Annotated in this window: 7 protein-coding genes; 3 read left to right on the top strand and 4 right to left on the bottom strand. The window is 74.6% G+C overall.

From position 1 onward, the window contains the following. Nucleotides 1-311: 311 nt before the first annotated feature. From VKA29_RS02690 to VKA29_RS02680, 3 genes are all read right to left on the bottom strand, one after another. Complete coding sequence (locus VKA29_RS02690; RefSeq protein ID WP_324783485.1) at nt 312-1,241, bottom strand: 1-phosphofructokinase family hexose kinase; 930 nt, start codon at nt 1,239-1,241, stop codon at nt 312-314. A 125-nt stretch (nt 1,242-1,366) separates the two neighbouring features. Further along, nucleotides 1,367-2,569: an N-acetylglucosamine-6-phosphate deacetylase gene (gene nagA, locus VKA29_RS02685; RefSeq protein ID WP_324783484.1), complete on the bottom strand. Its 1,203-nt coding sequence runs from the start codon at nt 2,567-2,569 to the stop codon at nt 1,367-1,369. Continuing rightward, nucleotides 2,569-3,510: an ROK family protein gene (locus tag VKA29_RS02680; RefSeq protein ID WP_324783483.1), complete on the bottom strand. Its 942-nt coding sequence runs from the start codon at nt 3,508-3,510 to the stop codon at nt 2,569-2,571. The genes nagA and VKA29_RS02680 overlap by 1 nt, the downstream gene beginning before the upstream one ends. A 71-nt stretch (nt 3,511-3,581) precedes the next feature. On the opposite strand from VKA29_RS02680, the gene VKA29_RS02675 reads away from it, so the two are divergent. From VKA29_RS02675 to otsB, 3 genes are all read left to right on the top strand, one after another. Continuing rightward, nucleotides 3,582-4,889, top strand: coding sequence for an ABC transporter substrate-binding protein (locus tag VKA29_RS02675; RefSeq protein WP_420718416.1), 1,308 nt, complete (start codon nt 3,582-3,584; stop codon nt 4,887-4,889). Nucleotides 4,890-4,922: 33 nt separating this feature from the next. Continuing rightward, nucleotides 4,923-5,156 (top strand): DUF3263 domain-containing protein, encoded by a 234-nt coding sequence (locus tag VKA29_RS02670; RefSeq protein WP_324783482.1) that lies wholly within the window; start codon nt 4,923-4,925, stop codon nt 5,154-5,156. Between the two features lie 97 nt (nt 5,157-5,253). Next, the gene (gene otsB, locus VKA29_RS02665; protein WP_324783481.1) at nt 5,254-6,123 is read left to right on the top strand and encodes a trehalose-phosphatase; all 870 of its coding nucleotides are present in this window, start codon (nt 5,254-5,256) and stop codon (nt 6,121-6,123) included. Here otsB and VKA29_RS02660 read toward each other — a convergent pair. Further along, nucleotides 6,111-7,502, bottom strand: coding sequence for a trehalose-6-phosphate synthase (locus VKA29_RS02660; protein WP_324783480.1), 1,392 nt, complete (start codon nt 7,500-7,502; stop codon nt 6,111-6,113). The genes otsB and VKA29_RS02660 overlap by 13 nt on opposite strands. Nucleotides 7,503-7,770 lie beyond the last annotated feature (268 nt).

The following is a 7,770-nucleotide window of genomic DNA, read 5'->3' as shown; positions in this document are numbered from 1 at the left end:
CGGGGGCGGTCGCGGACGGCGCCTCGTGACTGTCGTCTGCGGTGCGGTGGGGGCCGGTGGCGCAGTTCCCCGCGCCCCTTTGGGGGGTTGCCGGGGCGTTGTCGTCTGCGGCGCCGTGGGGGTTGGTCGCGCAGTTCCTCGCGCCCCTTTGTGGGGGCGGTCGCGGACGGCGCCTCGTGACTGTCGTCTGCGGTGCGGTGGGGGCCGGTGGCGCAGTTCCCCGCGCCCCTTTGGGGGGTTGCCGGGGCGTTGTCGTCTGCGGCGCCGTGGGGGCCGGTGGCGCAGTTCCTCGCGCCCCTTTGGGGTGCTGGTCAGGCTGCGGTGGCCAGGCCGGTCACTGCGACGTTGGTCAGGAGGTCGCGGTAGGTCGTGGGGTCGAACTCGCCCGCGGCCGGGGCCGCCGCCGTGGCCGCCGACAGGGCGACCGCGCGGGCCAGGCGGTCCGGCCAGGGGAGCTGTTCGACCAGGCCCGACAGCAGGCCGGCGACCACCGAGTCGCCCGCGCCGGCCGGGTTGCCGTGCACGCGGGCCGGCGGCGCGGCTCGCCACAGGCCCTCCGGGGCGGTCGCCAGCAGGCCCTCCGCGCCGAGGGACGCCACGACCGCCCGGGCGCCGCGCCTGCGGGCGTCCTGCGTGGCGCGCAGCGGATCGTGGGAACCGGTCAGCTCGGCCAGCTCGTCGGCGTTCGGCTTGATCAGGTCCGGGCGCGCGGCGACCCCGCGGCGCAGCGGCTCCCCGCTGGTGTCCAGCAGCACGGGCACCCCGGCCGCCCGCGCGGTCCGCACCAGTCCGGCGTAGGCGCCCACCGGGACGCCCGGCGGCAGGCTGCCGCACAGGGCGACCGCGGACGCCGACGCCAGCAGGTCCTCGTACGTGTCCAGGAAGGCGGACCATTCGGCGGGCGTGATGTGCGGACCGGGCTCGTTGAACTGGGTGGTGTCGCCGGTGCGCTCGTCGACGACGGCGACGGTGCGCCGGGTCGCGCCCCCGACCGGGACGAGCGCGTCCACCACACCCGCGGTGGCCGTCAGCCGCTCCTGGAGCAGGCGCCCGGTGGCGCCGCCGGTGAAGCCGGTGACCGTCGTCTCGTGCCCGAGGGCCGCCAGCACCCGCGCCACGTTGACGCCCTTGCCGCCGGGCCGTTCGGTCACCTGGGCGATCCGGTGGGAGGCGTGCGGGCGCAGCCTCCCGACGCGGTAGGTGATGTCGAGAGCGGTGTTCAGCGTGACCGTGAGGATCACCTGGGCCGACCTCCCCCGGAAGTGCGTGTGCGTACCGACGTGTCTCCGCCCGCGCCCGGTCGTGCCGGACGGACGGCGGCCCTTCCATTCTCCCAGGACACCGCCGCCGCCAACAGCCGGACAGATCATCCCAGTTGCGGATCGACCACCCATTCGCCCCGGCGCATGACGCCCTTGAGGGCGAACTCCGCGTCCAGCAGCACCAGGTCGGCGTCCTTGCCGGGCTCCAGCGAGCCCACGCGGTCGTCCACGCCCAGCAGCCTGGCCGGGTTCGCGGAGACGGCCGCGACCACGTCCTGCACGGGCAGCCCGTCGACCGTCACCGCCCGCTGGAAGGCGCGGTCCAGCGTCAGCGTCGACCCAGCGATCGAGCCGCCCTCCACCAGGCGCGCCACGCCGGCCGCGACCTCGACCTCCAGCGGGCCGAGCATGTAGCGCCCGTCGCCGAAGCCGGCCGCGTCCATGGCGTCGGTGATGAACGCCACCCGAGCCGCCCCCGCGTGGTGGAACGCCAGCTGGAGGGCGGCCGGGTGCAGATGCGTGCCGTCGTCGATCAGCTCGACGGTGATCCGCTCGTCCTCCAGCAGCGCGGCGATCGGGCCGGGGGCGCGGTGGCCGAGCGGCGGCATCGCGTTGAACAGGTGCGTGGCGACCGTGGCGCCCGCCCGCACGGCCTGGACCGTCTGCTCGTAGGTGGCGTCGGTGTGCCCGATCGCCGCGATCACGCCGTGCTCCGCGAGCAGCCGTACGGAGTCGATCCCGCCCGGCAGCTCGGTGGCGAGGGTGACCATCTTCGCCTGGCCGCGCGCCGCGTCGATCAGCTTGCGGACCTCCGCCGGGTCCGGGTCGCGCAGCAGTTCCTCGGAGTGGGCGCCCTTGCGGCACGGGGAGATGAAGGGGCCCTCGAAGTGGACGCCGGCGATGTCCCCCTGCTCGGCCAGCTCGCTCAGCAGCCCGGCGCGCTGCACCAGGAAGTCCATGTCCCCGGTGACGGTCGAGGCGACCAGCGTGGTGGTGCCGTGCAGGCGGTGGGTGCGGACGCCCTTGAGGACGTCGTCGACCGTGCCCGAGGTGAAGGAGGCCCCGCCGCCGCCGTGGTTGTGCATGTCGACGAAGCCGGGGACCAGCCAGTGGCCGGTGACGTCCACCGTCTCCGCGTCCATGAACCGGGCGTCCGCGGCCTCGGCCGCCGCGGTCTCCGCGTGCGTGGCCGGGCCCGCGGGGGCCGTGTCCGCGATCCGGGTGCCCTCGACGATCACCCGGCCGTCGTCCACGATCCCGGTGGGCAGCACCACCCGGGCACCGGCGAGAACCTTTCTAGGGGCCATCAGGTGGTTACCTCCGTACGGTCGGTGGATTCGAGGAGATCCCAGGCCATGAGCCCGGCGCCGAGGCATCCGGCGGTGTCGCCGAGGGCCGCGGGGACGATCGGCGGGAGCGTCTGGAAGGTGACCCGCCGGCGGACGGCCTCCCGCAGCGGTGCGAACAGGGTTTCCCCCGCCTCCGCGAGCCCTCCGCCGATGATGATCGTGCGCGGGTCCAGCAGGGTGAGCGCGGTGACCAGCCCGTCGGCGAGCGCGTCCACGGCGTGCCGCCAGACCCGGACGGCGTCCGGGTCGCCGGCCGCGACGGCCGCGGCGCAGTCCGCCGCGTCCGCGTCCGCCCTCCCGCAGGCCGCCGCCCACGCCTCGCCGACCGCCGCCGCGGACGCGTACCGCTCCAGGCAGCCGCGCTGCCCGCACGGGCACGGGACCCCGCCGGGGCGCACCACGATGTGGCCGATCTCCCCCGCGGTGCCGTGCGCGCCCGCCTCCACCCCGCCCGCGATGCCGATGGCGCCCGCGATGCCGGTGCCGAGCGGCACGAACAGGAAGCGGTCGGCGCCCTCGCCCGCGCCGATCCGGCCCTCGGCGAGGCCGCCGGTGCGCACGTCGTGGCCCAGGGCGACCGGGACGCCGAGCCGCGCGCCGAGCAGGTCGCGCAGGGGGACGTCGCGCCAGCCGAGGTTGGCCGCGTAGACGGCCGTGCCGCGCGCCTCGTCGACGACGCCGGGGACGGCGACGCCCGCGGCGAGGGCGGGTTCGCCGAGGTGCTCGACGCCGTGGGCGCGCAGTGCGGCGGTGAAGCCGAGGATGCCCTCGACGACCGCGTCCGGTCCGCGCTCCCGTCCGGTCGCCCGTCGGGCCCGGTGCAGCAGGGTGCCGTCCGCTCCGACCAGGGCGGCCTTCATACCGGTGCCGCCTACATCGAGGGCGATGACGTGTCTCACGCAGGACAGTGTGACCCCCCGACCCGCAAGAGGTCTAGTCCATTCGCCTGGTGTAGACCTATCATCTCCAGATGATCAATGACGGTGGTGCCAAGGTGAGGTCACGAGCGGTGCGGCGGCGCGGGACAGGAACGATCGCGGTGGCGTCCGCGCTGGGCATGACGGCGGTCCTCGGCGGCTGCGGCTTCTCCGGAGGCCCGGCGGACGACGTCACGCTGACCCTGGTCGCCGCCGACTACGGCGACTCCGCCGCCAACAGCTCCCGGAAGTACTGGGACCGCCTGGCCGCGGAGTACGAGAGCGAGCACGACGGCGTCGAGGTGAAGGTCAGCGTCTACTCCTGGAACGACGTCGACCGCAAGGTCGAGCAGCTCGTCGCCGCCGGCCACGCCCCCGACATGGCGCAGATCGGCGCGTACGCCGACTACGCCGACCGGGGCCTGCTCTACCCGGCCGACGAACTGCTCTCCATCAACACCCAGGCCGACTTCGCCAACCAGTTCGTCACCGCCGGGCAGGTCAAGGACGTCCAGTACGGCATGCCGTTCGCCGCGTCCGCGCGCCTGCTGTTCTACAACAAGACCCTCTTCCGGGAGGCCGGGCTCACCCCGCCGACGACCTGGGACCAGCTCGCCGCCGACGCCCGGGCGCTGAAGGAACGGGGCGTGAAGTACCCGTACGCGCTGCCGCTGGGGCCGGAGGAGGCGCAGGCGGAGACGATGCAGTGGCTGCTGAGCGGCGGCGGCGACTACACGGACAGCTTCGGCACCTACTCCCTCGACTCCCCGGAGAACGTCCGCACCTTCACCTGGCTGAAGGACGAGCTGGTCGGCAAGGGCCTGACCGGCCCGGTCGCACCCGGCAGCCTGAACCGCGCCAAGGCCTTCGCCGCCTTCGCCGACGGCGACGTCGGCATGCTCAACGGGCACCCCTCGCTGATGAAGACGGCGGACCGGAACGGCGTGAAGTTCGGCATGGTGCCGATGCCCGGAGCGAACGGCGAGAGCAAGACCGCCCTGGGCGTGGCCGACTGGATGATGGCCTTCAGGAAGAACGGCCACGCCGAGCAGATCGGGGACTTCCTCGACTTCGTCTACAGCGAGAAGAACGTCCTCGCCTTCTCCCGCCAGTACGACCTGCTGCCCGTCACCACCTCCGCGTCCGAGGCGATGAGCGCCGCCGACCAGGACGCGGACCTCAAGCCGTTCCTCACCGAACTCCCGCTCGCCAAGCTCTACCCGGTCGGCGAGACCTCCTGGGGCCAGGTCGCCGCGGCCGTCAAGGAACGCATAGGCCGGGCCGTCGCCCCCGGCGGCAGCCCGGCGGCGGTCCTCGGCCGGCTCCAGGCGACGGCGTCCGAGGCGCAGCGCGCCCGGTAGGCGCTGTCGTCGGCGGCGGCTACCGTGCCGGACATGGACCACGACCAGCTGGGCGAACGCGAGCAGGCGATCCTCGCCCTGGAACGCCGCGGCTTCCCGGGCCCCGGCGCGAAGGAGCGCGCGATCCGCGAGGAACTGGGCCTGGCCCCCGTCCGCTACTACCAGCTCCTCAACGCCCTCCTGGACGACGAACGCGCCCTCGCCCACGACCCGGTCACGGTCAACCGCCTCAGACGAGTGCGCGCCCACCGCAGAACCGAACGCTGAGACGCCCCACGCGGGGCGTGGCCGACTCGTCGGGCAGGGCGGCCGTGGGTCCCGGCGGGCAGGAGTGCGGGGCGGGTCGCGCGGTTAGGGTCACCGTATGGGCACCCATACGGACACGGACTCGACGCACCCCCAGGACCCACTGCCGACGCCCGTCACGGCTGCCGGCCGCGACGGACTCGCCGCCGTTCTCGCGCATCCCGAGAAGTCGGTGATCGCCCTCGACTTCGACGGCACCCTCGCCCCGATCGTCGCGGACCCCGAGCAGGCCCGCGCCCACCCGGACGCGGTCCCCGCCCTCGCCGCCCTCGCCCCGAAGGTCGCCGCCGTCGCGGTCGTCACCGGCCGCCCGGCCGGGGTCGCCGTCCGCTACGGCGGCTTCGCCGACGTCCCCGGCCTGGAGCACCTCGTCGTCCTCGGCCACTACGGCGCCGAACGCTGGGACGCGGCCGACGGCCGGATCAGCGCCCCGGCGCCGCATCCCGGCGTCGCCGCCGTCCGGGCCGAGCTGCCCGGGTTCCTCGACCGGACCGGCGCCCGGCAGGGCATCTGGATCGAGGAGAAAGGCCGGGCGGTCGCCGTCCACACCCGCCGCGCCGCCGACCCGCAGGCCGCCTTCGAGGCGCTGCGCGAACCGCTGGCCGGCCTCGCCGCCCGCCACGGCCTGGTCGTGGAACCCGGCCGCCTGGTCCTCGAACTGCGCCCGCCCGGCGTCGACAAGGGCGTCGCCCTCCTCGAATACGTGCGCGACGTCTCGGCCGGCGCCGTCGTCTACGCCGGCGACGACCTCGGCGACCTGCCCGCCTTCGCCGCCGTCGACAAGCTCCGCTCCGACGGCGTGCCCGGGCTGCTGGTGTGCAGCGGCAGCGACGAGGTCACCGAGCTGCGGGAGCGCGCCGACGTCGTGGTGGACGGTCCGGCAGGCGTCGTACGGCTGCTCAGGGCGCTCGCGGATCAGCTCGGCTGACCGCTGCCCGGCTCACCCGGCTCGCGCAGCGCGTTCAGCTGGTCCAGGAACCACTGGGCAGGGGGGAGCGCGGTCGCCGCCTCGGCCAGCCGCTTCGAGCGTGCGGCCCGCTCCTCCGCCGGCATGGTCAGGGCCTCGTGCAGCGCCCGCGCCGTCTCGACCACGTCGTACGGATTGACCGTGATCGCGTCCACGCCCAGCTCCGCGAAGGCCCCCGCCTCCCGTGACAGCACCAGCGCGCACCCGGCGTCGGAGACGACCGGCACCTCCTTGGCGACCAGGTTCATGCCGTCGCGGATCGGATTGACCAGCGCCACGTCGGCCAGCCGGTACGCGGCCAGCGAGCGGGCGAAGTCGTCCTCGACGTGCAGCAGGACCGGCGTCCAGCCCGGCGTGCCGTACCGCTCGTTGATCTCCCGCGACAGCCGCTGCACCTCGGCGGTGTAGTCCCGGTACACCGCGAGGTCCTGCCGCGACGGGTAGGCGAACGCGACGTGCACCACCCGCTCCCGCCACTCGGGGTGGTCGTCGAGGAGCTGCCGGTAGGCCAGCAGCCCGCGCACGATGTTCTTCGACAGCTCGGTCCGGTCGACCCGGACGATCGTCCGGCGTCCCGCGCCGATCTCCTCGCGCAGGGCCGCCATCCGCTCCTCGACGTCCGTCTCGCGCGAGCGGGCGCGCAGGAAGTCCCCGTCCGCGCCGAGGCCGTGCACGCCGATCCGCGTGTCGCCCGGACCGCCGGGGAGTTCCGCACAGCACGCGGTGAACGCGTCCGCCCAGCGGCGGGTGAGGAAGCCGAGCCGGTCGGCGCCGAGCATGCCGCGGAGCAACCGGGCCCGGATGTCGTCCGGCAGCATCCGGAAGTACGCGTCGGGCGCCCAGGGCGTGTGCGAGAAGTGCCCGATGCGCAGGTCCGGCCGCAGCTCCCGCAGCATCCCCGGCACGAGGCACAGGTGGTAGTCCTGCACCAGCACCGCGGCGCCCTCGGCCGCCTCCTCGGCCAGCGCCTCGGCGAAAGCCCGGTTGTAGGTCTCGTAGGCCGCCCACTGGCGCCGGAACTCCGCGTCGAAGACGGGCTCCAGCGGTGTCTGGTACAGCATGTGGTGGACGAACCACAGCACCGAGTTGGCGATGCCGTTGTAGGCGTCGGCGTGCACGTCGGCCGGGACGTCCAGCATCCGCACGCCGTCCTCGCCGACCCCGCGGCGCACCGCCTCCCGGTCCCCGTCGCCGAGCGCGGAGCACACCCACAGCGCGCCCGCCTCCGGCCCGATGGCCGACAGACCGGAGACCAGTCCGCCCCCGCCCCGCTTGGCGAACAGCGAGCCGTCCTCCCGCACCTGGTACGAGACGGGCCCGCGGTTGGACGCGACCAGCACCTGATGAGCGGCACCGTGCGCGGGAGCGGCGGACGAGGATGCGGAAGGGGAGGGGGAAGCGGCAGGTGAAGGAGAAGCAGAAGGGGAAGGGGAAGCCGAGGAAGCCATATGCCCAAACTAGCCCGGCCACGGACTGCTCAAACGCTCGTCCGTTTTCCGCGCCCGCGCCCGCGTCGCGAGGCGCCGGATCCGGCCGTCGGCACCTTCGCGGCGGTCCGGCAGTGTCCGAAGGGGCGCGGGGAACTGCGCGACCGGTCACGAGGGTGCG

The sequence above is a fragment of the Streptomyces sp. H51 genome (assembly GCF_035656535.1).
Taxonomy (GTDB): domain Bacteria; phylum Actinomycetota; class Actinomycetes; order Streptomycetales; family Streptomycetaceae; genus Streptomyces.
Note: the sequence above shows the minus strand (reverse complement) of the source record. Positions and strands in the feature narration are given on the sequence as shown.